Annotated in this window: 25 protein-coding genes; 9 read left to right on the plus strand and 16 right to left on the minus strand. The window is 68.5% G+C overall.

The window, feature by feature from the left end:
• The first annotated feature begins 42 nt into the window (after positions 1–42).
• Positions 43–492, plus strand: coding sequence for a GNAT family N-acetyltransferase (locus PHLH3_RS14115; protein ID WP_244863039.1), 450 nt, complete (start codon positions 43–45; stop codon positions 490–492).
• A 191-nt stretch (positions 493–683) separates the two neighbouring features.
• A complete protein-coding gene (locus tag PHLH3_RS14120) occupies positions 684–1,121 on the plus strand; it encodes an EF-hand domain-containing protein (RefSeq protein ID WP_213630011.1) in 438 nt (145 codons plus the stop codon).
• 138 nt (positions 1,122–1,259) lie between these two features.
• Here the strand turns inward: PHLH3_RS14120 and PHLH3_RS14125 are convergent, their stop codons facing one another.
• Together PHLH3_RS14125 and PHLH3_RS14130 are read right to left on the minus strand one after the other, a co-directional pair.
• Positions 1,260–3,458, minus strand: coding sequence for an OsmC domain/YcaO domain-containing protein (locus PHLH3_RS14125; protein ID WP_213630013.1), 2,199 nt, complete (start codon positions 3,456–3,458; stop codon positions 1,260–1,262).
• Positions 3,459–3,612: 154 nt separating this feature from the next.
• Positions 3,613–4,575, minus strand: a complete 963-nt coding sequence (locus PHLH3_RS14130; protein WP_213630015.1) for a helix-turn-helix domain-containing protein — start codon at positions 4,573–4,575, stop codon at positions 3,613–3,615.
• Positions 4,576–4,683: 108 nt separating this feature from the next.
• Here PHLH3_RS14130 and PHLH3_RS14135 point away from each other — a divergent pair, with 108 nt between their 5' ends.
• Positions 4,684–5,229, plus strand: coding sequence for a thioesterase family protein (locus PHLH3_RS14135; protein ID WP_213630017.1), 546 nt, complete (start codon positions 4,684–4,686; stop codon positions 5,227–5,229).
• 47 nt (positions 5,230–5,276) lie between these two features.
• Here PHLH3_RS14135 and PHLH3_RS14140 read toward each other — a convergent pair whose 3' ends face one another.
• The 3 genes from PHLH3_RS14140 to PHLH3_RS14150 all read right to left on the minus strand — a co-directional run bounded on the left by PHLH3_RS14140 (position 5,277) and on the right by PHLH3_RS14150 (position 8,012).
• A complete protein-coding gene (locus PHLH3_RS14140; RefSeq protein WP_213630019.1) occupies positions 5,277–6,317 on the minus strand; it encodes an NADP-dependent oxidoreductase in 1,041 nt (346 codons plus the stop codon).
• Between the two features lie 74 nt (positions 6,318–6,391).
• Complete coding sequence (locus PHLH3_RS14145) at positions 6,392–7,726, minus strand: DUF1329 domain-containing protein (RefSeq protein WP_213630021.1); 1,335 nt, start codon at positions 7,724–7,726, stop codon at positions 6,392–6,394.
• Complete coding sequence (locus PHLH3_RS14150) at positions 7,719–8,012, minus strand: hypothetical protein (protein WP_213630023.1); 294 nt, start codon at positions 8,010–8,012, stop codon at positions 7,719–7,721. The genes PHLH3_RS14145 and PHLH3_RS14150 overlap by 8 nt, the downstream gene beginning before the upstream one ends.
• A gap of 134 nt (positions 8,013–8,146) precedes the next feature.
• Here PHLH3_RS14150 and PHLH3_RS14155 point away from each other — a divergent pair, with 134 nt between their 5' ends.
• From PHLH3_RS14155 to PHLH3_RS14165, 3 genes are all read left to right on the plus strand, one after another.
• Positions 8,147–8,632: a helix-turn-helix domain-containing protein gene (locus PHLH3_RS14155; protein ID WP_213630025.1), complete on the plus strand. Its 486-nt coding sequence runs from the start codon at positions 8,147–8,149 to the stop codon at positions 8,630–8,632.
• A 116-nt stretch (positions 8,633–8,748) separates the two neighbouring features.
• Positions 8,749–9,270, plus strand: coding sequence for a hypothetical protein (locus tag PHLH3_RS14160; protein WP_173175663.1), 522 nt, complete (start codon positions 8,749–8,751; stop codon positions 9,268–9,270).
• Between the two features lie 37 nt (positions 9,271–9,307).
• Positions 9,308–9,541, plus strand: a complete 234-nt coding sequence (locus tag PHLH3_RS14165) for a hypothetical protein (protein WP_213630027.1) — start codon at positions 9,308–9,310, stop codon at positions 9,539–9,541.
• 34 nt (positions 9,542–9,575) lie between these two features.
• On the opposite strand, the gene phnE is transcribed toward PHLH3_RS14165, so the two are convergent.
• Genes phnE through PHLH3_RS14185 form a run of 4 tightly spaced genes read right to left on the minus strand, consistent with a single transcriptional unit; the run spans position 9,576 to position 12,806 of the window.
• Positions 9,576–10,343, minus strand: coding sequence for a phosphonate ABC transporter, permease protein PhnE (gene phnE / locus PHLH3_RS14170; RefSeq protein WP_213630029.1), 768 nt, complete (start codon positions 10,341–10,343; stop codon positions 9,576–9,578).
• Positions 10,340–11,167 (minus strand): ABC transporter permease subunit, encoded by an 828-nt coding sequence (locus PHLH3_RS14175; protein ID WP_213630031.1) that lies wholly within the window; start codon positions 11,165–11,167, stop codon positions 10,340–10,342. Before PHLH3_RS14175 ends, phnE begins: the two co-directional genes overlap by 4 nt.
• On the minus strand, positions 11,161–11,958 hold the full coding sequence (locus PHLH3_RS14180; protein ID WP_213630033.1) for an ATP-binding cassette domain-containing protein: 798 nt from the start codon (positions 11,956–11,958) through the stop codon (positions 11,161–11,163). The genes PHLH3_RS14175 and PHLH3_RS14180 overlap by 7 nt, the downstream gene beginning before the upstream one ends.
• A complete protein-coding gene (locus tag PHLH3_RS14185) occupies positions 11,955–12,806 on the minus strand; it encodes a putative selenate ABC transporter substrate-binding protein (RefSeq protein ID WP_213630034.1) in 852 nt (283 codons plus the stop codon). The genes PHLH3_RS14180 and PHLH3_RS14185 overlap by 4 nt, the downstream gene beginning before the upstream one ends.
• A gap of 151 nt (positions 12,807–12,957) precedes the next feature.
• On the opposite strand from PHLH3_RS14185, the gene selD reads away from it, so the two are divergent.
• On the plus strand, positions 12,958–13,992 hold the full coding sequence (selD, locus tag PHLH3_RS14190; protein ID WP_213630036.1) for a selenide, water dikinase SelD: 1,035 nt from the start codon (positions 12,958–12,960) through the stop codon (positions 13,990–13,992).
• Positions 13,992–15,092 carry a tRNA 2-selenouridine(34) synthase MnmH gene (gene mnmH / locus PHLH3_RS14195; RefSeq protein WP_213630038.1) on the plus strand — a complete coding sequence of 367 codons (1,101 nt, stop codon included), beginning with the start codon at positions 13,992–13,994 and terminating at the stop codon, positions 15,090–15,092. Before selD ends, mnmH begins: the two co-directional genes overlap by 1 nt.
• Before the next feature lie 45 nt (positions 15,093–15,137).
• Here mnmH and PHLH3_RS14200 read toward each other — a convergent pair whose 3' ends face one another.
• The 7 genes from PHLH3_RS14200 to PHLH3_RS14230 form a co-directional block, all read right to left on the minus strand.
• Entirely contained in the window at positions 15,138–15,890 is a 753-nt protein-coding gene (locus PHLH3_RS14200) for a UTRA domain-containing protein (RefSeq protein ID WP_213630556.1), read from the minus strand.
• Between the two features lie 47 nt (positions 15,891–15,937).
• Positions 15,938–16,534 (minus strand): nicotinamide riboside transporter PnuC, encoded by a 597-nt coding sequence (gene pnuC, locus PHLH3_RS14205; protein ID WP_213630040.1) that lies wholly within the window; start codon positions 16,532–16,534, stop codon positions 15,938–15,940.
• A gap of 11 nt (positions 16,535–16,545) precedes the next feature.
• On the minus strand, positions 16,546–17,388 hold the full coding sequence (locus PHLH3_RS14210) for an HAD family acid phosphatase (protein WP_213630042.1): 843 nt from the start codon (positions 17,386–17,388) through the stop codon (positions 16,546–16,548).
• Positions 17,389–17,398: 10 nt separating this feature from the next.
• Positions 17,399–19,567: a TonB-dependent siderophore receptor gene (locus PHLH3_RS14215; protein ID WP_213630044.1), complete on the minus strand. Its 2,169-nt coding sequence runs from the start codon at positions 19,565–19,567 to the stop codon at positions 17,399–17,401.
• A gap of 102 nt (positions 19,568–19,669) precedes the next feature.
• Positions 19,670–20,551: a rhodanese-like domain-containing protein gene (locus tag PHLH3_RS14220; RefSeq protein ID WP_213630046.1), complete on the minus strand. Its 882-nt coding sequence runs from the start codon at positions 20,549–20,551 to the stop codon at positions 19,670–19,672.
• Between the two features lie 9 nt (positions 20,552–20,560).
• Positions 20,561–21,712 carry a phosphotransferase gene (locus PHLH3_RS14225; RefSeq protein ID WP_213630048.1) on the minus strand — a complete coding sequence of 384 codons (1,152 nt, stop codon included), beginning with the start codon at positions 21,710–21,712 and terminating at the stop codon, positions 20,561–20,563.
• Positions 21,709–22,629: an ABC transporter substrate-binding protein gene (locus PHLH3_RS14230; RefSeq protein ID WP_213630050.1), complete on the minus strand. Its 921-nt coding sequence runs from the start codon at positions 22,627–22,629 to the stop codon at positions 21,709–21,711. The genes PHLH3_RS14225 and PHLH3_RS14230 overlap by 4 nt, the downstream gene beginning before the upstream one ends.
• 271 nt (positions 22,630–22,900) lie before the next feature.
• On the opposite strand from PHLH3_RS14230, the gene PHLH3_RS14235 reads away from it, so the two are divergent.
• Positions 22,901–24,796, plus strand: a complete 1,896-nt coding sequence (locus PHLH3_RS14235) for a diguanylate cyclase (protein ID WP_244863040.1) — start codon at positions 22,901–22,903, stop codon at positions 24,794–24,796.
• Positions 24,797–24,809: the final 13 nt, after the last annotated feature.

Below are 24,809 nucleotides of genomic sequence, written 5' to 3' on the forward strand. Positions count from 1 at the left end.
GCGCCGGGACCGGCCCTATCAAACTCGAATACGGTGACTCGATTGACTGACTATGCCTGCCTGCTGGAAACCCCATCGGTCCAGGTCTACCAGGCCCTGCGCCTGGGCGCCGGCCTTAGCGGCAAGACCGATGAGGCCGCGGCTCGAGGGCTGCCCAATACGCTCTTCGCCGTCCAGGTCCTGCATGGGGAACAGCCCGTGGGGATGGGGCGGGTCATCGGTGATGGCGGCTGTTTCTTCCAGGTCGTGGACATCGCCGTCCTCAGGGAGCACCAGGGCAAGGGCCTGGGGAAACGGATCATGGGCGAGATCCTCAAGTACATCCAAGCCCATGTTCCGGTGAGCGGTTATGTCAGCCTCATAGCAGACGGCCAGGCGCAGGACCTGTATGCGCAGTTCGGGTTCGTCCATACCGCGCCGCGCTCGGTGGGCATGGCGTACAGGCCGTCCGAGGCGATGGGCCAGAGCCGGTTGACCGATAACGACTCCTGACCCGAACGGCCCCCTTGGAGGTCATGGGGCAGGGGATGAAGGCACCCCTTCACCCGGGGCGGCTCCGCGCGGCCCTGGGCTAGTGCGAGTGTGCTAATTGACCCCCCGCCCATGGCGCCTCTAGATTCCAGCGCTCACCAGCGGGGTGCCTGTGGCGCCCGGCTGCCACCTCGGCAAAGGATGGGCCCGCCATGCGTTCTTCCCTCGTGCATCCGTTGTTCGCCCTGCTGCTGGTCACCCCCCAGGGGATGGCGGCCGACGTCGAGGCGATCTTCCGCTCGCAGGACACCGACGGTGATGGCGCGATCTCCGTGGCGGAGGCGCGGGCCTCGGCGCCGGCGGCCTTCGCGGCCATCGATCGCAACGGCGACGGGGTGGTGGGCGTGGACGAGATCGCCGCGCACATGGTCGCCGAGAGCGGCCCGGACATGGCCTGGCCGGCACCGGTGCTGAATTCGGTGGCGCAGAAGACGCTGGAGTACTGGGATGCCGACCACGACGGCAAGGTGACCGGGCCGGAGTACGAGGACGCCTCGGTTGCCCTGATGCTGCTGGCGGACTCGGACGGTGACCGCAAGGTGACCCGCGAGGAGCTGCTGCGCTTCCGGGGCGAGGCACCCGCGCCCTGAGTGAGCGGCGCCGGGATCCGAGGCGACGCGCTTCGAGCGCCTCGGTCATTGCCGGCTCCTGGCGCGTCACCCCCGCGAACCCGGGGGCCACTGAACCCACCTCTCGCAAGCCGAGGCTCGCGGATTGCGGCCGCCCGGTCAGTTGGCAGCCGCTGCCCTGGCCCGCGCCGCATGCAGCTTCTTGTAGCTATCGACCAGGCGCTGGTGCCGGTCCAGACCTTCCAGCTTCAGGCTGGTGGGCGTCAGGCCGTGGAAGCGCACGCTGCCCTCCAGCGAGCCCAGCACCGCGTCCATGCGCTCGTTGCCGAACATGCGGCGGAAGTTGGCCTCGTAGTCGGCCATGTCCAGGTCGTCGTCCAGGGTCACTTCCAGCGCCGCGTTCAGGGCCTGGTAGAACAGGCCGCGCTCGACGGTGTTGTCGTTGTACTGGAGGAAGGCCTCCACCAGTTCCTTGGCGTCTTCGAATTTCTTCAGCGCCAGGTGGATCAGCAGCTTCAGCTCCAGGATGGTCAGCTGGCCCCACACGGTGTTGTCGTCGAACTCGATGCCGATCAGCGTGGTGATGTCGGTGTAGTCGTCGACCTCGGTGTTCTCCAGGTTGCGCAGCAGCGACTTCAGCTCGCGGTCGCCCAGGCGGTGCAGGTTGAGGATGTCGGCGCGGAACAGCAGGGCCTTGTTGGTGTTGTCCCAGACCAGGTCCTCCACCGGGTAGATCTCCGAGTAGCCGGGCACGAGGATGCGGCAGGCGTTGGCGCCGAGGTCGTCGTAGACCGCCATGTACACCTCCTTGCCCATGTCTTCGAGGATGCCGAACAGGGTGGCGGCCTCCTCGGCGTTGCCGTCCTCGCCCTGGCCGGAGAAGTCCCATTCGACGAATTCGTAGTCGGCCCTGGCGCTGAAGAAGCGCCAGGACACCACGCCGCTGGAGTCGATGAAGTGCTCGACGAAGTTGTTCGGCTCGGTCAGCGCGTGGCTTTCGAAGGTCGGCTGCGGCAGGTCGTTGAGGCCCTCGAAGCTGCGCCCCTGGAGCAGTTCGGTGAGGCTGCGCTCCAGCGCCACTTCGAAGCTCGGGTGGGCGCCGAAGGAGGCGAATACGCCGCCGGTGCGCGGGTTCATCAGGGTCACGCACATCACCGGGAATTCACCGCCCAGGGAGGCGTCCTTGACCAGCACGGGGAAGCCCTGCTCCTCCAGGCCCTGGATGCCGGCGAGGATGCCGGGGTACTTGGCCAGCACGGCCTGGGGCACGTCCGGCAGCGCCAGCTCGCCTTCGAGGATCTCGCGCTTGACCGCCCGCTCGAAGATCTCCGACAGGCACTGCACCTGGGCTTCTGCCAGGGTGTTGCCGGCGCTCATGCCGTTGCTGAGGTAGAGGTTCTCGATCAGGTTGGACGGGAAGTACACCGTCTCGCCGTCGGACTGGCGCACGAAGGGCAGGGAGCAGATGCCGCGCGCGGTGTTGCCGGAGTTGGTGTCGTACAGGTGCGAGCCGCGCAGCTCGCCGTCCGGGTTGTAGATCGCCAGGCAGTGCTCGTCGAGGATCTCGGCCGGCAGGGCGTCCTTCGGGCCGGGCTTGAACCAGCGCTCGTTCGGGTAGTGGACGAAGTCGGCGTTGGCGATGTCCTCGCCCCAGAACTGGTCGTTGTAGAAGAAGTTGCAGTTCAGCCGCTCGATGAACTCGCCCAGGGCCGAGGCCAGGGCGCTTTCCTTGGTCGATCCCTTGCCGTTGGTGAAGCACATTGGCGAGCTGGCGTCGCGGATGTGCAGCGACCAGACGTTGGGCACGATGTTGCGCCAGGAGGCGATCTCGATCTTCATGCCCAGCCCGGCGAGCAGGCCGGAGAGGTTGGCGATGGTCTCTTCCAGCGGCAGGTCCTTGCCGGGGATGCAGGTGCGCTGGCCGCCACTGGTGGGGATCAGCAGCGCCTGGGCGTCGGCGTCGAGGTTCTCCACCTCTTCGATGATGAACTCGGGGCCCTGCTGCACCACCTTCTTCACCGTGCAGCGGTCGATGGAGCGGAGGATGCCCAGGCGGTCCTTCTCGGAAATGTCGGCCGGCAGCTCCACCTGGATCTTGAAGATCTGCGCGTAGCGGTTCTCCGGGTCGACGATGTTGTTCTGCGACAGGCGGATGTTGTCGGTGGGGATGTCGCGGGTCTGGCAGTACAGCTTGACGAAGTACGCCGCGCACAGGGCCGAGGAGGCCAGGAAGTAGTCGAACGGCCCCGGCGCCGAGCCGTCGCCCTTGTAGCGGATCGGCTGGTCGGCGATCACCGTGAAGTCGTCGAACTTGGCTTCGAGGCGGAGGTTGTCGAGAAAATTGACCTTGATTTCCATGCGGGATACCGGCGTAAGGAGTCGAGCGGTGAAGGAGGGCGGTGTGGCCAGGCGGGCAGTTTACGCCGGGCGGCGCGTGATGCCTTCCCTTCAGGGGGACGGCATGGAAGCCGTCCGCCCGACGGAAGTCAACCCCCGGAACGCCGGGGCGCGGTCATGCGGCCCGCGAAAAGCGCTTGCGGAAGGCTGCCGGGGAAATGCCGACACGCTGGCCGAACAGGCGGCGGAAGGAGTTGCTGTCCTCGTAGCCCACGCGGCTGGTGATCTCGTCGAAGCCCAGGCGCGTGGTCTCCAGCAACTGCTTGGCCTTCTCCAGGCGCAAGGCCTGGAGGTAGGCCAGCGGCGTGGAGCCGGTGGCGTCCTTGAAGCGCCGCTTGAAGTTGCGCACGCCGAAACCGAAGCGCGCGGCGAGTTCGTCGATGCCCAGCGGGGCAGCGAAGTGGGCCTCCATCCAGTCCTGCACGCGCAGCACCGCCTCGTCGCCATGGCCACGCGGCATCGACCAGCTGACATAGACGGATTGCTCGCTGCGCGTGCCGTCGATCAGCAGGTAGCGGCTGCACTGCTGGGCCAGCTCGCGCGAGGCGAAGCGGCGGATCAGGTGCAGCAGCAGGTCCATGGCCGCGCTCGCGCCGGCGCTGCTGATGAGGCGGCCGTCCTCGCAGATGATGCGCCGCTCGTCCAGCCGGACCTCCGGGTAGCGACGGCGCAACAGGTCGGCGAAGGCCCAGTGGGTGGTGGCCTCGACGCCGTCGAGCAGCCCGGTGTCGGCGAGCATGAAGCTTGCCGTGCACATCGATGCGATGACCGCCCCCTGTCCGTGCTGGCGGCGCAGCCAGGCGCGATACCGTTCGAAAGCCGGCAGGGCCTCGCGCAGGCTGAAGAGGAAGCCGGGAATCAGCACCAGGTCGGTTCGCGCCACGTCATCGAGTGCGGCGTCCACCGCCATGGTCCGTCCCGAGGCGTTGGCCACCGGCTGCCCGTCCAGCGAAGCCACGCTCAGGGTGAATGGCGCGGGGGCGGGGGCGGCGAAGCGATTGGCCGCATCCAGTATCTCCAGCGCCAGGGCGGCGCTGGCGTGCGAGCTGTACTGGGCGAGCAGGAGCGTGACGTGCATGGGGATTCTCTTGCGCAAGTCGCATGGTATTAGTCATTTGTGCACCTACCTTATCGCAACCGCGCGCTCTAGAGTGCGGCACTCGTCGTTCAAACAGGTGTTCGCTAGATGAACCTATGGTTTCGCCTTCTGTTGATGCTGCTGCGCCGCCCCTGGCGCAAACCCGTACACGGGCTCGCCACCACCGTGGTGCGGCTGCGCGTATGGCCACTGGACCTGGACCTCAACCGGCATGTCACCAATGGCCGCTATTTCACCCTGGCCGACATCGGGCGGATGGATTACGTACTGCGCAGCGGCGCCTATCGCGTGGCGTTGCGGCATCGTGCGCTGCCCATCGTGGGGGATGTGTGGGGCAAGTTCCGCCGCGAGCTTAAGCTGTTCGAGCGCTTCGAGATCCACTCGCGGATGCTGGGCTGGGACGAGAAGTGGAGCTTCATGGAGCACCGCTTCGTCAAGGACCAGCGGGTGATCGCGGTGGTGGTGATGCGGGGGTTGTTCCGCGGCCCAAAGGGCACCGTGGCGCCTGCTGAGTTCGCGCGTGAACTGGGCGTGGACGAATCGCCGGCGTTGCCAGGGTGGCTGCAGGACTGGTCGGCCAGTTGCGACGGCCTGAGCGAGCACCTGCGCGAGGCGGAGGCGCCGCTGCGATAGGTGCACCCGGGCACGCCGCCCGTGCCATCGCACGGGCGGCGGCCTCGTCAGTGGGCGACGGGGTCCGGTGTGGCGGCGTGCACGGGCTGCCGGACCCTGACCACGACCTTTCCCCTGGCGCGGCCCGTCTCGACGTAGGCCAGGGCGTCGTCCGTCTCCTCGAACGCAAAGACCTTGTCGATCACCGGCCGGATCGCGCCGTCGCCGATGATCTCGCCGAGCTCGCGCAATTGCCTGCCGCTGGGCTGCATGAACAGGAACGAGTAGCGGACCTGGTGCCGCCTGGCCTGCTTGCGGATCTTCCGGCTGATCAGGCGGATGACCAGTTGCACCAGCTTGGGCATGCCGGCGTTCCTGGCGAAGTCCGGGTCCGGCGGGCCCGAGATGGAGATCAGCAGGCCACCTGGCTTGAGCACGCTCAAGGATTTTTCCAGCTCATCCGTGCCCAGGCTGTGCAGGACCACATCGTAGCCACGCAGGGTCTTCGCGAAGTCGTCCTTGCGGTAGTCGATGACGATGTCGGCGCCAAGGCTTTTCACCAGCGCGACATTGGCCGTGCTGGTGGTGGTCGCCACGCTGGCGCCCAGGTGCCTGGCCAATTGGATCGCGATGCTCCCGACCCCGCCTGACCCCGCATGCACGAAAACCTTCTGGCCTTTCTGCAGGTTGGCCTTCTCTACCAGCGCCTGCCAGGCGGTCAGGGCGACCAGGGGGAGGGAGGCCGCCTGCTCCATGCTCAGGCCGGCCGGTTTCGGGGCGACGTTGGCCTCGGCCACGGCGATGTATTCGGCGAAGGCGCCGATGCGCGCGGTGTCGGTGCGTGCATAGACCTCATCGCCTGGCTTGAAGGCCGTGACCTTGGCGCCGACCTGGCTCACCACGCCGGCCAGGTCGTTGCCCAGGACCAGCGGCATGCGCAGGGGCACGACCCGTTTGAGAGCGCCACTCTTCAGCTTGATGTCCAGCGGATTGATGCTCGCGGCGTGGACCTGCACCCGCACATCGTGCTCGCCGAGCGTGGGCTCCGGCACGTCCGCCGGTTTCAGGCGCTCCTGCTTTCCATAACGTTCGATGACGAAGGCTTTCATGGGTATCACCTGTTCAGCCGCGCGGGCGCTATCGGCCTGCGCGCGGCTCGATGGTTGAATGTCGAGGTGCGGGTTCAGCGGATCCCCTGTGCTCTCAGGGCGGCGGGAGTGAACTCCGATTTGCTCGCCTTGAAACCGAAGGTGATGGGTTGCGCGCTGTTATAGATCAGCCCGAACACCAGGTAGCGGTTACTGCTGAAATCATAGATCGCCTCACCGGCGTACCAGGGGGTGTCGGCGTAGTCGTACTGCACGTGGAAGCCCTCGGAGAAGCGCCACAGTTCGCCACGGCTGTCGTAGTGCTCCGCCAGGGCGATCTGCCAGGTGTCCTCGTCGATATAGAACACGCGCTTGGCATAGATGTGGCGCATCCCCGGCTTCAGCGTGCCGACCACTTTCCACACCCGGTGTTTTTCATAGCGCAGGTATTCCGGTGCGAGGTGCCCCTTCTCGATCAGCTTGGCCGAGGTGAGCTCGTGGCTGGTCAGCCGGTAGTTGTTGTAGGGGATATAGAGTTCCTGCTTGCCTTCGAGCACCCACTCGTAGCGATCGGGCGACCCCGTGTACATGTCGTAGTTGTCGGAGGTCCGCAGGCCGTCCGCCGCGGTGCCGGGGCCGTCGTAGGCCACTTGCGGGGCACGCCTGACGCGTCGTTGCCCGGAGTTGTAGAGCCAGGCGAGGCGTGGTTGTGCAACCTGGTCGACGGTTTCGTGCACCAGCAGGATGTTGCCCGCCAGGCGCGCCGGGGCCGTCACTTTCTGGGTCGAGAAAATCATGATGTTGGCATCGCGCACCGGGTCGAAGCCGGTCAGGTTTTCCGGCCAGGCGGCGCGGTCTTCGAGCCGGACCTCACTGAACGCGCCGCTGGGCTGGGTGATCACCTGGGTGTGTTCGCGGAACAGACTGCCGCCGCGGTATCGCATGAAGTGATTCCACAACACTTCCACGCCGCTCTTGGGGTGGCTGAACGGCACGTAGCCCTCGTAGTCGAGCACCCCGTTGCCGCCGGGTGCCAGCCTGGCTGTCTGCGCGTTCTTGCGCGCCGCCTCGTAGACATGCTCGGGATACCGGGCGGTACGCCGGGTTTCGTAGACGTTCAGCCGGTAGCCGTCCGGGTTGCGGCGCAACTGTTCGATTTGCCCGGGCGTCAGGTTGTCCCGGTAGGTTTCATAGTTGCTGGCGTCGATGGAGAACTTCACCGGATCGCCGGCAAAGGGGTCGACGAACTGCTTCGGGATGTCGTTCCAGGTGATGCCGCGGCTGAACCCGCCGGTCCAGGCGGGGATGGACCCGTCGGCGTTACCGGCCGCCTCGGCACCTAGCGGTGTGAGCGCTTCGGCGGCAGCGGTGAAGCTGGCCGCCAGTGCCATTGTGGCCATCAGGGCGGAGAGCACGCGTGGCTTAGTCATTTGCCTGCCCCGCTTGCTGCAGCTGCCGTTCGGCGGCGTCCAGATGCTTCTGGGCCTCACTTGCGCCGAGCTTCCGAGCCTGCTGGAACCAGCTGTGGGCGTATTCCAGCGCCGCTACGCTGCCGTCCTGCGTGGCACGGGCCATATGGCAATTGCCCACCACCAGTGCCATTTCTGCGGTGATCACGCTCTCGTCCAGTTCATTGGTGACGCAGGTGTCTTGGGGGGCGGCCTGTGCGGCCGCGACGACGAGGAGGGTCGTCGCGCCCAGGAGTTGCTTGATCATGGATAGACCTCGAAGGGAAGATTTCCGTCAGGTTCTATTACAGAACCATTGAGCGGAAAACTAGGTGCTATCATGAAACCTGTCAATCGCTTTCTCGATAACCGCTCAACCGCACCCACGACGGAGGCTTCACCGTGGAAAGAGTCACGTTCGAAGATCGAAACTGTTCCATCGCCCGTTCCACGGACGTGCTGGGCGACTGGTGGAACCTGCTGATCATCCGCGAGTTGCTCTGGGGAACGACGAAGTTCGACGAATTCCAGCGCAACCTGGAGATTTCCAAGGGCATCCTTTCCAAGCGCCTCAAGCTGCTTCAGGAACACTCGATCATCATCAAGACACCGGTCGGCACCGGCACCGAATACACCCTGACCGACAAGGGCCGGGCCCTGCACGTCATCATCATTGCCATGCTCCAGTGGGGGGATGAATGGAACCCGCTGCCGGAGGGCCCCCCGTTGATACCCATCAACCGGAAAACCGGGGCGACCCTCGCGCCCTTGCAGCTGGTAGACAGTGATGGTGAGCCCCTCGCCCTGAAGGACCTGGGCCTTCGCCCCGGCCCCGGTGCGGACGCGACGACCCTGGAGCGCCTGGACAGGCTGCGCAAAGCCCGCTGACCGGCGCGGCGTGCAGGCCCATCGCAGCGGGGCGAGCACTGGTCGGCGGTAATTTCCTAGCCGGACGCTAACATCCGCGCCAGAACGCCCCCTCCAGCTATTGCGGACTCCACCTGATGAAATTGCGCCTGCTGCCCCTCAGCCTGCTTCTCGCCTCTTCCCTGACCCTCGCCGCCGACCCGGAACCGGTGCCCAAGGCGCTGGAGGAGCAGGTCGGGCGCCTGGTGGAGCTGCTCAGGGACAGCTACGCCACCGGCTACCCGGAGGCGACCATGACCCAGACCCTGGATACCGGCGAGGAAAGCCAGGTCACCCTGGCGGTGTTCACCGTCGAAGGCTTCGGCATGGGCAACAACTACGCCCAGTTCCTGGCGGCCTTCACCCCGGAGGCGAACGAAGAGGGCGTGCCGCACTACAGCCTGATCGACGTGGTGCGCATCGGTGGCGACAGCTGGCGCTCGATCGAGAAGCTCAACGCCCGGCTGGTCAGCGACCCCGCAGGCGACAAGACCCTGATCGACATCCCGGTGATGGAGAACACCGATGACGATTCGCCGAACTTCCCGACCCGTGCCGGCGTGATCCACCTGTCCCTGGACGACTCCTCCCAGGCCACCCGCCTGCTGGAACTGAAGTGACCCCGGCCGTGTCCATCCCCGGCCGCGATGGCCGGCCATGAAGGTCTGTGACCACTGCGGGTTCCTCGTCTTCGAGGTGCACCGCCCGTGCGTGCGATGCGCCGAGGACGCGCGGCTGGCGCTGGAGGCCCAGGTGCCCAGGCCCAGGCCGTCCGTGCTGCCGAAGGTCCTGAAATGGCTGTTCATCGGCATCGCGGTGCTGGGCCTCGCCGCCGCGGGCGGGATCGCCTGGATCCTGCATTCGCTGGGGCCGATGCCCTCGTTCGGTTGACGGCGGCCAGCAGGCACCGCCGACACCGCAGGCGCTAGGCCCGCACCCAGCGCTGGCGGGTCCAGCCACTCAGGGCGTCGACCGCGAGCACCAGCACCAGCATGGCCAGGATCACGGTGCTGGCGCGGGCTTCCTGGAACAGGCTGAGGCTGACATAGAGCATCTGCCCCAGGCCGCCGGCGCCGACGAAGCCGAGCACGCTGGCCATGCGGATGTTGTTTTCCCAGCGGTACAGCGAGTAGGCCAGCAACTGCGGCCACAGATTGGGCAGGGTGCCGTAGCAGAAGGCCGCGACCTGGCCGCCGCCTTGCAGGCGAATGGCTTCGGCCGGGGCGCTCGGCGTGTTCTCCAGCGCCTCGGCGAACAGGCGGCCGAGCACGCCCGCCGTGTGCAGGGCCAGGGCCAGGGTGCCGGCGTTGGGCCCGAGGCCGGCGGCGAGAACCATCAGCGCCGCCCATACCAGCTCGGGTATCGCCCTCAGGCCATTGAGCAGCAGGCGGGTCAGGCCCTGCGGCAGCGTGCCGAAGCGCCCGGCGGCGGGCAGCGCCAGCAGCAGGCCCAGCAGCGCGGCGAGCAGCGTGCCCAGGGCCGACATGGCCAGGGTCTCCAGCGCGCCCCGGGCGATGGCCAGCAGGTGGGAGTCGCTGAGGTCGGGCTGCAGGAAGCGCATCACGTACGCCCCCATCTGCTTGAGGTTCCCCGCCTCACCCAGGGCCGGCAGGTCCAGGCCCAGGTAGAGGAAGGAGGCGATGACGGCGGCGAGGATCGCCAGCAGCAGGGCGGTGTCGACCAGGCGCTTCATGCCAGCCTCCCACGCAGCACGCGGCTGAGCAGGTCCGCCAGCAGCACCAGCAGGAGGAAGGTCAGCAGCATGCTCGCCACCTCGCCGCCGGCGAACATGCGCAGCGACAGGTCGATCTGCTGACCCAGCCCGCCCGCGCCGACGAACCCCATCACCACCGAGGCGCGGATGGCGCACTCCCAGCGGTACACGGTGTAGGAGGTCAGCTCGGCAGCGGCGTTCGGCAGCAGCCCGTAGAAGAAGGCGCCCAGGCGCCCGGCGCCGCCCTGCAGCAGGGCGTGCATGGGGCGCTGGTCGACCGACTCGAGGATTTCCGCATAGACCTTGCCGAGCATGCCGGCATAGGTGATGGCGATGGCCAGCACGCCTGCGGTCGGGCCGAGGCCCACGGCCCGCACGAACAGCAGTGCCCAGACGATTTCCGGCACGCTGCGCAGGACGATGAGCAGCCCCCGGACCGGCCAGCGCAACGCCCGGCCGAGCACGCCGGGATGGCCGCCCCGGGAGGCCGCCGACAGCGACAGGGCACGGCTGGCGAGCAGCCCGGCGGGCACCGCGACCAGCAGCGCCAGGACCATGCCGGCGGTGGCGATGGCCAGGGTCTGCAGGGTGGCGTCCAGCAGCAGCTTCAGGAAGGCCGGGTCGTGTGCAGGTGGCCAGAAGCCGGCGAGAAAGCGGCCCATCTCGCTCTGGCTGTCCGCGGCAAGGAGCACGCCGGGGTCCAGTTCGGCCAGGCGGATGCCGGGCCACAGCAGGGCCACCGCCAGCAGCGCCAGCAGCAGGCGGGGCAGGGTGGCGGGGTCGCGGTGATCGGCTCTCAGCATCGGGGAATCTGCAATTGCAGGGTCACGGCCCGAGGCTGCGGGGACTGCAGCTGCTCATTGGCGTAGAGGGCGTCGAGCAGCGCCTGGTCGACCTCGCCGGCCGGGCGATCGAAGGCGATGCGCCCCTCGCGCACGCCGACGATGCGCGGGAAGTGCGACAGGGCGAGTTCCACGGCATGCAGGCTGGCCACCAGCGTCATGCCATGGGCCTCGGCGTGCTGGCAGAGCACGCGCATCGTGTGGTCCGCGAGCACCGGGTCCATCGCGGAAACCGGCTCGTCCGCGAGCAGGAGCTCCGGCGCCTGGTACAGCGCCCGGGCGATGCCGACGCGTTGCAGTTGCCCTCCCGACAACTGCTGGCACTGGGCGAACAGCTTGTCGGCCAGGTCCAGGCGCGCCAGCGCGGCGCGTGCACCGGGGATGTCCAGTGGATGCAGCAGGTTGAGCAGGCTGCGGCCCAGCCCCCATTGGCCGAGCTTGCCGGCGAGCACGGCGGTGACCACCCGCTGCCGGGGCGGCAGCGGTGGCGACTGGTGGATCAGGGCGATGCGCGAGCGCAGATGCTGCCGGGCACGGGAGGACAGCTGCCAGGGGTTCTGCCCGAGCGCCTCCACCTGGCCCGCGCTCGGCTGCAGGGCGCTGGCGAGCAGGTTCAGCAGGCTGGATTTGCCTGCGCCGGAGGGGCCGATGATGGCGACCCGTTCTCCGCGGGCGATGCGCAGGTCGATGCCGCGCAGGGCGTGGACCCCATTGCCGTGCTGCAGGCAGGCGCCCTCAAGGCGCAGGCTCATTTCAGCAGGTCGGCGGCGCGGGCGGCTTCCTCGATGCCCTTGTAGTTGTCCGGGGTGGTCTCGATGAAGCGGCTGGCGGCCTGCAGGTCGAGGATCGCCTTGTGCTCGGGGTTGGCCGGGTCGAGGGCGAGGAAGGCCTTCCTGATCTTCTCGGCGAGGGCCGGGTCGAGGGTGCCGCGCACGGTCCAGTTGTAGTCGTAGTAGGCCGGTGTGGTGGCGAACACCCTGACCTTGGCGGTGTCGACCTTGCCGGCGGCGACCAGCTTGTCCCACACGCTGGCGTTCAGCACGCCGCCGTCCACCTTGCCGGCCTGGACCCAGGCGGCGGTGGCGTCATGGGCGCCGGAATAGCCGATGCGGCTGAAGTACTGCTCGGGCTTGATGCCGTCCTTGAGCATGAAGTAGCGCGGCATCAGGCTGCCCGAGGTCGAGGAGATGGAGCCGAAGGCGAAGGTCTTGCCCTTGAGGTCGGCCAGCGACTTCACCTCCGGGTTGGCGGTGATGAACTTGCTGGTGAACTGCGCATCCTGCTCGCGCTGCACCAGCGGGATGGCGTTGCCGGTCTTCAGGCGCACCTGGACGAAGGTGAAGCCGCCCAGCCAGGCCATGTCCAGGCGGTCGGTGGCCAGGGCCTCGACCACCGCCGGGTAGTCGGCGACCGGGACGAACTGGACCTTCATGCCCAGCGTCTTCTCCAGGTAGGCGCCCAGCGGCTCGAACTTGCGCAGCAGCTCGGTGGGGGCTTCGTCGGGGATGGCGCTGACGCGCAGCACGTCGGCGGCCTGGGTGGCCAGCGTGAACAGGGACAGGGCGAGGCCGGCGGTGGCGGCCAGGATGCGCTTGAGCATGAAGATTCTCCGGTTCAATGGCGGAAAAGGTTCGCAGTCACGCGCCGTGCGCGCTTGCAGAGGGTAGCCGAATCGGCGGCGATTATAGGGATGGAGGTGTGAAACGCCAGCTTTGCTAAAATCCGCCGCCATCAGAATCACGAGGTGTGCAATGAACGAGCCGATCCGTTTGACCCAGTACAGCCACGGCGCCGGTTGCGGCTGCAAGATCTCCCCCAAGGTACTGGACGTGATCCTGGCCGGCAGCGGCGCACAGAACCTCGACCCGCGCCTGTGGGTCGGCAATGCCTCGCGTGACGACGCCGCGGTGTACGCCCTGGACGAGGAGCGCGGGGTGGTCTCCACCACCGACTTCTTCATGCCCATCGTCGACGACCCCTTCGACTTCGGCCGCATCGCCGCGACCAACGCGATCAGCGACATCTACGCCATGGGCGGCGACCCGCTGATGGCCATCGCCATCCTCGGCTGGCCGGTGAACCTGCTGCCGCCTGAGTTGGCCCGCGAGGTGATCCGGGGAGGCCGCGCGGTGTGCGATGCGGCGGGCATCCCGCTGGCCGGCGGCCACTCGATCGACGCGCCGGAGCCGATCTTCGGCCTGGCCGTGACCGGCGTGGTGAACAAGGCGCACATGAAGCGCAACGACACCGGAACCGTCGGTTGCCGGCTCTACCTGACCAAGCCGCTGGGCATCGGCATCCTCACCACCGCCGAGAAGAAGGCCAGGCTGCGCGAGCAGGACGTCGGCCTGGCGCGGGACTGGATGTGCACCCTGAACACCCCCGGCTCGCGCTTCGGCCGCCTGGCGGGCGTCCGCGCCATGACCGACGTCACCGGCTTCGGCCTGCTCGGCCACCTGGTGGAGATGGCCGACGGCGCCGGCCTCACGGCTCGGCTGGATTACGCCAGCGTGCCGCGCCTGCCGGGCGTCGAGCATTACCTGGCGGAGGGTTGCGTGCCCGGCGGGACGCTGCGCAACTTCGACAGCTATGGCGACAGGATCGCGCCGATCTCCGAGGCGCAGCGGGACCTGCTGTGCGACCCGCAGACCAGCGGTGGCCTGCTGGTGGCGGTGGCGCCCGAAGGCGAGGCCGAGTTCCTCGCCGTGGCCGCCGAGCTGCGGCTGGACCTCTCGCCGATCGGCCAGCTGGTCGAGCGACAGAGACACGCGGTCGAGGTGCTCTGATGCGCGACAACACCACCGACTACCGCGAGCTGTTCCTCAACGATGTCCCGATGATGGACATGCGTGCCCCGGTGGAATACTCCAAGGGCGCGTTCCCCGGCACCGTGAGCCTGCCGCTGATGACCGACCTGGAGCGGCAGAAGGTCGGCACCTGCTACAAGCAGAAGGGCCAGCAGGCCGCCATCGAGCTCGGGCACCAGCTGGTGTCCGGCAAGGTCAAGGCGCAACGGGTGGAGGCCTGGGCGTCCTTCGCCAAGGCCCACCCCGAGGGCTACCTGTACTGCTTCCGGGGCGGCTTGCGTTCGCAGATCGTGCAGCAGTGGCTGAAGGAAGCCGGCATCGAGTACCCCCGCGTGATCGGCGGCTACAAGGCGATGCGGACCTTCCTGATCGAAACCCTGGACCGGGCCGTGGCCGAGTGCGAGTTCGTCGTCGTGGGCGGCATGACCGGCACCGGCAAGACCGAGGTGGTCAAGGCCCTGGCCGACAGCGTCGACCTGGAGGGCCACGCCAACCACCGTGGCTCTAGCTTCGGCAAGCGTGCGACCGGGCAACCCTCGCAGATCGACTTCGAGAACCGCCTGGCCATCGACCTGCTCAAGCGCCGGGCGCGTGGCCAGCAGCTGTTCGTGCTGGAGGACGAAAGCCGCATGATCGGCATGTGCTCGCTGCCGCTGTCGTTGCACCAGGGCATGCAGCACTTCCCGCTGGTGTGGCTGGAGGACAGCCTCGAAGGGCGCATCGAACGGATCCTCAAGGACTACGTGATCGACCTGGCCGCCGAGTTCCGCGCCGTGCACGGCGATGAGCCGGGCTTCGAGCGCTTCGCCGAGCGCCTGCTGCAGAGCCTGGACAACATCCAGAAGCGCCTCGGCGGCGAACGCTACCAGCGCCTGCGGCTGATCATGCAGGCGGCCCTGGACGAGCAGCGTCGCAGGGGTGCGGTGGAACTCCACCGTGGCTGGATCGAGGGCCTGCTGCGCGAGTACTACGACCCGATGTACGCCTACCAGCGCGAGAACAAGGGCACGCGCATCGAGTTCGCCGGGGACGCGCCGGCCATCCTCGACTACCTGGCGCATCGCCGGGCGCGGCGCTAGGGGCTGTCGACCAGGGGCGGACTCGCGGTCGTACGTCGCGCTGACTCATGGGTGCCGGACCGCTTCCGGGTGCTGGGTACCGAGGACCACGGCGAGGGAGTCCGGGCGCCAGAATTCCTGGTCGAACTCCACGCTCTGGCCGTGCTCGCCGTAGCTCAGGCGCTCCAGGTAGAAGCTGCCGGACCCCGGCGAGACCTGCAGCAGCTCGGCCTGGACGTCGTTCATCGTTTCCGGATGCATGAGCAGTTCGCTGCGTGACTGCACGCGGCCGAAGCGCTCGCGCAGCAGGCGGGTGAGCGAGGTGTTGAGGTCGGTGGTGAGCAGCTCCGGGCACCAGTCCACCAGCAGCACGTTGCATTCCAGCAGCACCGGGCGCTGGTCGACCCAGCGGCGCCGTTGCAGGTAGAACACCGGCTCCTCGGGGTGCTCCAGGCCCATGCGCTTGGCCAGCCAGGCGCCGGCGGGGCGGCGTTCGGCGTGCAGGCATTCGGTACGCGGCACGCGTCCCTGGGCCGCCACGTATTCCATGAAGCCGATGATGCCGGTGGGGTCGTAGCGGATGCGTGGCGGGCTGACGTACCAGCCCCGGCGGTTCTGGCGGTAGATCAGGCCGTCGGTTTCCAGCAGCTGCAAGGCCTGGCGCAGGGTCACCCGGGTGCAGCCGAAGCGCTCGGCCAGCTCACGCTCCGCCGGCAGCTTGCTGTCACTGGGGAGGACGCCTTCGGCCAGGTCCGTCACCAACTGGTCGCGGATGCGCAGGTAGTGGGGCTGGGAGGCCCGCCAGCTGCCCTGGGGCAACGACTCGGTGACGAACGAGGGGCGCGACGGGTTGAGCAGCGCGCCGTTCACGCCGTTGCCTCGGCTGCCGGTGCCAGGGGCCGCTCCTGGTGCCGCAGGTCCTTGCGCCAGGCGTGCAGGCCATAGCCGGCGAGCACCACGAAGCCGGCGTAGAGCGCGGCGGTGAGCTGCAGGTCCTTGTAGAGGAAGAGGCCGACGTAGGCGACGTCGAGGATGATCCACAGCCCCCAGCTGGCCAGGTACTTGCGCGCCGCCCAGAAGCTGGCCACCAGGCTGAAGGCGGTGAGCAGGGCGTCGACCCAGGGCACGGCGGCATCGGTGAAAAGGTGCATCAGGCTGCCCAGCAGCACGGCTCCGAGCAGGCCGGCGAGAAGGCTGAGGACGGCTTCGCGCAGGGGCAGGCGCTCGACACGGACCTTGCCGCCGACGCTCTGGCCGCTGCTCCAGCGCCACCAGCCGTAGCCTTGCAGCACGGCGAAGACCAGTTGCAGGAGCATGTCGGAGTAGAGCTTCACGCCGAAGAAGATCCAGGCGTAGAGCAGCACCGCGACCACGCTGACCGGCCAGCACCAGCGGATGCGCTGGGCGGTGAGCCAGACGCCGAGGATGTTGACGATGACGGCGACGATTTCCAGTGATGACATCGATGAGGCCCTCAGTAGGTGGGGTACTGCGGTTGCAGCGCCCGCTGCTTGAGCGCGCGCTTCTCGCTGGCCGGCAGGTCCTCGCGGCCCTGGTAGGGGGCGCTGTACCAGTGGCCGTAGGTGGGGTTGGGCAACAGGAACCAGCGCTCGCCCAGCCAGCCGAGGTAGGGCGCGGCCACCCGTTGCTGATCGGCCAGGCTGCCCTTGCCGGCGATGAAGTCGCCGAAGCTGTCGCCGACCAGCATCAGCACGCGGGCACGGCTGCCGACCCAGTGGCGTCGGCAGGTCTTGTCCGAGCCCGCGTCCGCGCAGCCGCCGATGGCCGTGCCCGCCGTGAGGATCTGCGCGGTGTCGTCGATGGGGAAGCCGGCGCGGCGCAGGTTGACCAGGGTCGCCTGCTCCTGGCCGGGCTCGCGGTTGGTCAGGTAGTAGGGGGTGATGCCGCGCTGCGCCGCCGCCTGCAGGAAGGCCACCGAGCCCGGTAGCGCCCTGGCCTCGGCGCGCTCCACCCATTGGTTCCACTCCGGATAGTCGTAGGGGCGGTCTTCGAGGATGGTGCGGGCGTTCAGCGGCACGTTGTCGAGCAGGGTCTCGTCGATGTCGACGATCACCGCCGGCGGCAGCCCGGCCAGCTCGCGAGGCGCTTCGGCCAGGGCGTCCCAGCCGGGGTCGGCCAGGGCCTTGTCCAGTTGCCGCGTGGCGCTGGCGTAGACCTGGCGGAACAGCAGGTCGTGCTCGATGGAGGTCTGGGTCCAGAGCACCGCGTCCAGCTGGTCGTTGGCGGGCGGGTGCTGCTGGCAGCCGGCCAGGAGTGCGGCGAGCAGGGCGGTGGCGAGCGGGGTGGCGATGCGCACGGCAGGTTCCTCAGAAGTTCACGGTGGCGGAGAGGCGCGCGGTACGCGGGGCGCCCTGGAACAGGTAGCCGTCGCCCATGTACTCGCCGGCGTCGCGCCAGTAGCGGGCGTCGAAGAGGTTGTCGACGGTCAGGCGCAGCACCGTCTCGTAGCCGTCGATATCCAGGCTGTAGCGGCCGCCGAGGTCGAATACCGCGTAGTCGTCCACCTTCACGTTGCCGGCCTGGCTGGCGTACTTGCTGCCGCTGTACTGCACGCCGCCGAGCAGGGCCAGGCCCTGGATGCCGGGGATGGCGTAGTCGGCATGCAGGCTGGCGCGCAGCTCGGGCACGTTGATCGCCTGGTGGCCTTCGTAGGCGGCGGTGCCGCTGCCGGTGACCCGCGCGCGGATGGCCGCGGCGCTGGCCGAAACCTGCAGGCGGTCGGTGACCCGGCCGGTGGCGGAAAGCTCCAGGCCGATGTTCTTCTGCTCGCCCTGCTGCACATAGGTGAAGGTGGTGTCGCCGTTGGGCCGCGCGTACTGGTAGGCCTTGGTGATCTGGAACAGCGCGGCGCTCAGGCTCAGGCGCTGCCAGTCGCGCTTGATGCCCAGCTCCAGCTGGCGCGAGACCGTCGGCGGCAGGATTTCGTCGGCGTTGGTGGTGAACCAGGCCGCTTCGCCGCCCAGGGACAGGCCCTTGCTGTAGCTGCCATAGAGGGAGATGTCCGCGCGCGGCTTGTAGATCAGCGCGACGCTGGGCAGGAACTCCGAGCGCTGGGTGTGGCGGGTGGTGTTGCCGTCCTTGTCGAAGGCCTCTTCGTCCAGGCGCACCTGGCGCCCGCCGATCACCGCCTGCCAGTGTTCGCCGTAGCTCACGCGGTCGCTGGCGAACAGGCCGTACTGGCGGCTGTCCAGGCGGCGATAGGTGTGGCCGAGGGGCACGTCGGTGGGCGGGAAGTCGGGCGGGGGCTGGTGGATGTTGGCGGTGCCCACCCATTCGTTGGTGGATTTGCGCCGGTCCAGCAGGCGGCGGAAGGCGCTGCTGCCGATGGTCAGCTCGTGGCTCAGCGGGCCGCTGTCGAAGCGGCCGGCGAGGGCGGCTTGCAGCTCGTCGTTGCGGCGCGTGTCGCCCGGGTTGCGGAAGTCGTAGATGTCGTAGTCGCCTTCCGGGCTGAAGAAGTTCGGCACGGCGGAGCCGGCGCAGCTGGCCGAGCCGTAGCAGCCCCAGGCGAAGGCGCTGTAGTCGTCGATCACCACGCGGCTGCGGGCGGCGCTGAGGCTGCCGGTCCAGTCGTCGTCGAAGCGGTATTCGAAGCGGCCGTTGAGGTTGAGCGAGTCGATCTTCACGGGCTTGGACCAGCTCTGGTCGCCGAGGCGGTCGCTCGGGTCGATGCCGCTGGGCACCACGCTGCCGCCCAGCAGCTGGTAGCCGGGCACCGAGCGCTGCTCGCGGGTCTGGTACTCGGCGTCCAGCTGCAGCAGCGCGGCGTCGCTGATGTTCCAGTCGCTGGCCAGGGAGAGGAAGTCGCGCGTGCCGTCGGAGTTGTCGACGTAGGAGCGGATGTCCTCGTGGGCGACGTTGGCGCGCAGGCCGAAGCGCTGCTCGTCGTCGAGCCAGGCGCCGATGTCGGTGGCGATGTAGCGCTCGCCTTCCTCGTTGGTGGCCAGGGTCACCGAGCGCACGGCCTCCGGGCGCTTGGTGACGTAGTTGACCAGCCCGCCGGGTTCGGAGACGCCGCTCTGTAGGCCGGAGAGGCCCTTGAGCACTTCGACCCGCTGCTTGTTCTCCAGGGCGACGTTCTGCTCGCCGGTGATGGTGCGGCCGTTGATCTTGTAGCTGCTGGCGGCGTTGAGGGAGAAGCCGCGGATCACGAAGTTCTCGTAGTAGCCGATGGGCGCGTAGCTGTCGCCGACCGAGGCGTCGTTGCGCAGCACCTCGCTGAGCAGCTTGGCCTGGCGATCCTTGATCAGCTCCTCGGTGAACACCGAGACGGAGGCAGGGGTATCCAGCAACGGGGCCTCGTCGAAGCCGCCCACCGAGGCGCTTCGGGCCTGGTAGCCGTCGCCCTCGTCGCCGTGCACGGTGACGGTGTCCAGGGTGACGGCGCCTTGCGCCCAGACCAGTGACGGGCTCAGTGACAGGGCCAGGAGCGCCAGCGCGAAACCGTGGCGGTGCTGCAGGAACAGGGATGAAGCCATGGACGAACTCCTCGATGGACGCCGGCAGGCAGCGGGGGCGGGCGAGGTGTCGCCCGGCTCGCGGTGCTGGCGTGCCTACTGCTGAAAGACGGAAGAAGAACCTCAGGCCGGAGCTGCTCCGGTGGACATTGGCAAGGCTGGATCGGCCGCCCATTCCTGCAGCGAGCCGTCGTAGATCGAGACCCGTCGCCGGCCCAGGAGGGTCAGGGCGAGGGCCGTGGCGGCGGCGGATATGCCGCCCCCGCAGTAGAGGATCAGTGGCTGCTCGCCCTCCAGCAGCGTGCCCAGGGCCCGGGCCAGCTGCGGCGCGGGCAGGTAGCGGCCGCTCGCGTCGAACAGGCCGCGTGCCGGGTGGCTGAGGCTGCCGGGGATATGGCCGCGCCGGGCATAGCGGGTCACGGCGCTGCCGTCGAAGAGCGCGGCGGACAGTGCGCAGACCAGCGTGCCGGGCGCGCGGCCCTCGACCACGGCGATCACGTCCTGGCGATCGGCCCAGAAACCCGTCTGGGGGGCCAACTGCGGCAACGGTCCGCCGCCACCGGGCTCCTCGCCCTGTGCCAGGGGCAGGCCGGCCTGGCGCCAGGCCTTGAGGCCGCCATCGAGCACGGCGGCGGCGATGCCGAGGCTGCGCAGCATCCACCACAGGCGCGCGGCCCAGAAGCCGTCGTGGCGGTCGTAGAGGACGATGCGCCGTGCCGCGCCGACGCCCAGGCGTGCCAGGGGGGGCTGCAGCGCGGCCGGGCTCGGCAGGGCGAAGCTGAAGCCCGCCGTGGTGTCGGCCAGCTCGTGCAGCAGGTCCGCGTGGCGGGCGCCGGGGATGTGTTCCTGGCGCCAGGCCGCCTCGCCGCTGGCCACGCGGTAGTCGCCGTCGAATGCGGCAGCGGCCAGTTCGACGCTGGCATCGAGCAGCAGCAGGCCGGGTTCGGCCAGGGCCTGGTGCAGGGCCTGCGGGGCGATGAGGATGGCGGGGTGGTGCGTGGGCATGGCGGTTTCCTAGTTGCGTGTGCGGGCGAGCCGGTCGAGGTGGGCGAGCAGGCGGGTGCCCTCGCTGTCGCCGAACCAGCGGGCATGGCCGACCAGGAAGGCGTGGTAGGCGATATCCGCGCTGGCCCGGGAGCCGACGATGCCTTCGAAGTAATCCACCTCGGCGAGGGCGAAGTCGGCGTGCACCAGCGGCAGCAGTGCCTTGAGGGTGAACAGGTCGTTGCGGTCGAGGGGCCGCTGGCTCGTGTAGCCGGCCAGCAGCGCATCGACGGCGTCGAGGTCGGCCGGGGCGCGGCCGCCATCATCCAGTTCCAGCCAGGGAACGCAATTGCGTTCCAGCGCGGTGGCGAGGTCGAACAGGGCGAAGGTGAGGTCACTGAGGCCGAAGTCGAGGACGCTCTCAACCTCGGCCGAGCCACCTTCCGCGCGCCACAGCAGGTTGGAGGCATGCCAGTCGTTGTGGGTCCAGAGCGCTGGCTGGCCGGCAAGCAGCGGTCGCAGCTCGCGGTGCCACGGCAGGTGCAGTTCCGCCAGGGTCCGGCGCCAGTCCTGCCCGGCCAGGTAGCGGGCCAGGGCGGGTTGCCGGGGCAGGGCCTGCTCGATGGCCTGCAACGGGTCGCGCTGACTGAAGAAGCGCAGGTTGGAGACCAGCACCGGCGCTTGCCGGGCACTGGCGGCGAAGCCTTCGGCGGCGCGGTGCAGGCGGGCGAGGGCGGCGCCGGCGGAGCGCGCCTGGTGCAGGTCGAGGAAGGGCGTCCAGGACAGCGCTTCGCGATAAAGATCTTCACCGGCGGCGCGGGGCAGCACTTCATAGGTCCAGTCGCCGAGGGCCAGCGCGCTGTTGCCCTGCATGTCGGTCAGCGGGCTGACCACCGGGGCGCCATGGCTTGCCAGGTGGCGGATGAAGCGGTGTTCCTCTTCCAGCCAGGCCGGCTGGCGCACGCTGCGGTGATGGCGTTTGACGAACAGCTCGCCACGGTCCGTGTGCACCTGGGCGGCGGCGGAGAAGGGGCGCGGGCTATGCCAGCCGAGCTGTTGCAGCGTGCCCAGTTGCGGGAAGCGTTGCAGCACCTGCTCGACGTCCCGCTGTTGCAGGGCAGGCCAGTCGGCTTCCACCGGTTGCGCGCCCATACCGTGGGCGATGCGTGCGGGTGCGCTCATGGCTGCGGCTCCGCCAGGTAGTCATTGCGGGTGGCGTGGCGCCAGGCGTCCGCGTCGGCGAGCACACCGTGCGCGTGCAGCCAGTGCGCATAGGGTGCGAGCAGCTCTTCACGCTGCTGGCCCCAGCGCTGCTCGTGCAACCAGGTGGTGGCGATGCGTTGCAGCGACTGGCTTAGCAGCTCGGTGGGGAAGTAGGGGATGGCCGCCTCGTAGGCGGGTAAGGCGCTTTGCGGGTCGGCCGCCACGGCGCGGAAGCCGCGCTCGGTGGCGGCGAGGAAGGCGCGTGCCGCTTCGGCGTTGTTGTCGAGCCAGTCCTCGCGGCCGCCCAGCAGGTAGCTGTGGTAGCGCGGCGCGCCGATCTCGTCCACCGGCCAGACCACGCGGCGTTCGGCCGGGATGGGGCTGTCCATAAGCGCTTCCCAGGCCCAGTAGCCACCGAAGCTGGCGTCGGCGACACCGGCGGCCAGTTGTTCGGGGCGCAGCTCGCGCACCTTGCTGTCGACGATGATCACGGCAGCCGGATCGCCACCGTCGGCGGCCACCAGGTGGCGCACCATGGCCAGGCCGCGCGGGGTGGGGTTGAGCGCCAGGCGCTTGCCGGCCAGGTCACGGGGGCGCTGGATGCCGAGGCCGGTCAGGGTCTGGATGGACTCCAGCCCGCAATGGTTGATGGCGGCCACGCCCAGCAGGGGCTGGCCGACGCTGCGCCGGACCAGCAGGCGGTTGCTGGGGAATACGCCAAGATCGGCCGCACCCTGCAGCACGTGTTCGAGCGTGTCGCCCCGGAAAGGGTCCGGCACCTGTAGTTGTACATCCAGCCCGGCGTCGCGGTACCAGCCGCGTTCCCGCGCCACGTAGAAGCCGGCCGAATTCGGCCAGGGATGAAAATATTCCAGCATTACCCGTACAGCGATCATCCATCTTGCTCCGCATTGCCCAGTGGGCTCATGGGGGCGGATTTAAAGGGAGGGGCTCTGGTATATACCAATATCGTTCAGCGCTATTGATATCCCTTCATGGAATAAATGGCTTGCTGCTAATTCGATTGAGGATTAAGTGCCGGCATGCCGGCGCAACCGCCAATGGTGCGGGCGGCGCAGGCTCCGCACCCTTGCGTATCTGTCGGCGCCCCGGGGTTGTCTTGTAGACTTCGGCACCGTCAGGGCGCGTCGGCCGGGTTCGATCCGGATGCCTCCCTGGCTCCCCTGGGCCCTGCTGGTACCCCGCCGCATGCACGCCACCCATCGACGTCGACAGCCGTTTTTCGCGCTCCTGCTGGCTCTGCTCCTGTTGCCGTTCCAGGCCGGGGCGGGTGGGCGGGTGGTCGATGCCGCCACCGTGGACCAGGCGGCGCTGTCGCTGACGCCCTTCGTTTCGCTGCTGGAGGACCCGGACCGTTCCCTGACCCTGGCGGACGTGCAGGCGCCCGGAGGTGCGGCGCGCTTCCAGGGCGACCTGCCGCCAGGCAACGCCCTGGCGCTGGGTTTCACCCGCTCCGCCTTCTGGCTGCGCCTGGTGTTGCGCAACCCGGGCGACACCCCGCTACGGCGCATGCTGGTGGTGGAGAACCCGCGCATCTCCCATGTCGAGGCGCATATCCCGGATGCGCAGGGCATCTACCACGTGACCGCCACCGGCTGCGACGTCGCGCCCTCGAGCAAGGCCTACCCCAACCGCAATTTCGTCTTCCCCCTGCACCTGGGCGCCCATTCGGAGCAGGTGCTGTACCTGCGCGTGGAGTCGAGCGTGGGGCTGCTGGTGCCGCTGCAGCTGTGGCCGGTGGAGGCTTTCCACGCCTACGAGCGCGACGACTATGTGAGCAAGGTCTGGTACTTCGGCATCGCCACCGCGATGGTGCTGTTCAACCTGATGCTGTTCGTCGCCCTGCGCGACCCTGTCTACCTGCTGTACGTGGCCTTCGTGGCCTCCACCGCCTTCACCCTGGCGATCAAGAACGGCCTGGCGCCGGATTGGTCCATCGCCGGCCTGCCGCTGAATTCCAACGTGGCCTATTACTCCGGCGTCTCCCTGGCCCTCGGCGCGATGCTGCTGTTCACCCGGCGCATGCTGCGCACCGACCAGGTGATGCCGAGGGTCGACCGCCTGCTGCTGGCGATGGTCGCCCTGTACCTGGTCACGCCACTGCTCTATGCCTTCGCGCTGCCGCTGTTCTCGCGCCTGGCGGTCTACTTCAACCTGGCCACCGCAGTGGTGGTGCTGGGCGTGGCGCTGGCGGGGGCGGTCAGGCGCCAGCGCAGCGCCTGGTTCTTCCTCGCGGCCTTCGCGCTGCTGATGCTCGGTGGCGCCATGACCACGCTGCGCGCCATGGGCGTGGTGCCCACCACTATGTTCACGGTGGATGGCATCCAGCTGGGCTCGGCGATGGAGATGATCGTGCTGGCCTTCGCCCTGGCCGACCGCTTCGCCGTGATGCGTCGCGAGAAGATGCGGGCGCAGGAAGCGCTGTTGCAGGCCCAGCGCAAGCTGGTGGAGACGCTGCAGGCCTCCGAGCACGAGCTGGAGCTGCGCGTGGCCCAGCGCACCGACGAGTTGCAGGAGCTCAACAGCAGGCTGGAAACCCTGAGCCTGACCGACGCGTTGACCGGCATCGCCAACCGCCGCCACTTCGACGAGGTGCTGCAGCAGGAATGGCAGCGAGCCCAGCGCACGGGCGAGCCGCTGGCGCTGGCGATCCTCGATGTCGACTGGTTCAAGCGCTACAACGACCACTACGGCCACCCGGCCGGTGACGCCTGCCTGCAGCGCATCGCCCAGGTGCTGGCGAGCACCGTCGGCCGCTCCAGCGACCTGGTGGCCCGCTACGGCGGCGAGGAATTCGTCTTCCTGGTGCCGCTGACCGATGCGAGCGGAGCCCAGGGCATCGCCCAGCGGCTGGTGCAGGCCATCGAGACGCTGGACCTGCCGCACCAGCTCTCGACCTTCGGCCGCGTCACCGTGAGCATCGGCGTCGCCGCCATGACACCCGGGCAGGACGACGTGCCGGAGACCCTGCTGCGACGTGCCGACGAGGCGCTGTACGAGGCGAAGAAAGCCGGGCGCAACCGTGTCTGGCGCTTCCTGTAGGTCGCCTGCTGCA

Origin of the sequence: Pseudomonas sp. Pc102 (assembly GCF_018408275.1) — a bacterium.
Taxonomy (GTDB): domain Bacteria; phylum Pseudomonadota; class Gammaproteobacteria; order Pseudomonadales; family Pseudomonadaceae; genus Metapseudomonas; species Metapseudomonas tohonis.